The organism is Klebsiella sp. JN_Kp122 (assembly GCF_040062085.1).
Taxonomy (GTDB): Bacteria; Pseudomonadota; Gammaproteobacteria; order Enterobacterales; family Enterobacteriaceae; genus Klebsiella; species Klebsiella aerogenes.
This window is the reverse complement of the sequence record NZ_JBEAHW010000013.1, coordinates 1-577: the sequence shown is the minus strand read 5'-3', so window position 1 is coordinate 577 and position 577 is coordinate 1. Positions and strand designations below refer to the sequence as shown.

The 577-nt window shown below is 60.3% G+C and carries 1 protein-coding gene; it reads right to left on the bottom strand.

Annotated features, from left to right (window positions below; translation table 11 throughout):
* On the bottom strand, positions 1 to 577 hold a 577-nt coding region (locus tag ABLU78_RS03385; RefSeq protein WP_348820117.1), incomplete at both ends, for a molybdopterin dinucleotide binding domain-containing protein.

Here is a 577-nt window from a genome sequence, read left to right as displayed (position 1 = left end):
CGATCGCTGACCTGCGCGCGGGTGATGATGCGGCCCTTACGCGAATTGACCCACACCAGCGCTTCATCTTCGATGCCTAACCGTTCGGCGTCGGCGGTGTTGATTTGCGCATAGCCCGGTTCATCCGCCAGCGCTGCCAGCGCCGCGCAGTTGCCGGTCATCGAACGGCAGGAGTAGTGGCCGACCTCGCGCACCGTTGAGAGCACCATCGGATACTCGTCGGTGAGCTTATCGATCGGCGCGACCCAGTCGCAGGTGAAGAACTGCGCCAGCCCGTTCGGGGTATCGAACTTCTCTTTAAACAGATACGACGTCCCCTGGTCGGCGTCGGACTCATCGCGGCATGGCCACATGACATAGCCGAGCTCGCCCATTTTCTTATAGGTGGCGCCGTAGAAGTCCGGGCACAGATGCCGCAACTCATCCCAGATCTCCTGGGTGTTGTTGTAGTGCATCGGATAGCCCATCCGGGTGGCGATTTCGCTGATAATCTGCCAGTCGGTTTTCAGGTCCCACTTCGGCTCCACCGCTTTAAAGAAGCGCTGGAAGCCGCGGTCCGCTGCGGTATACACGCCTT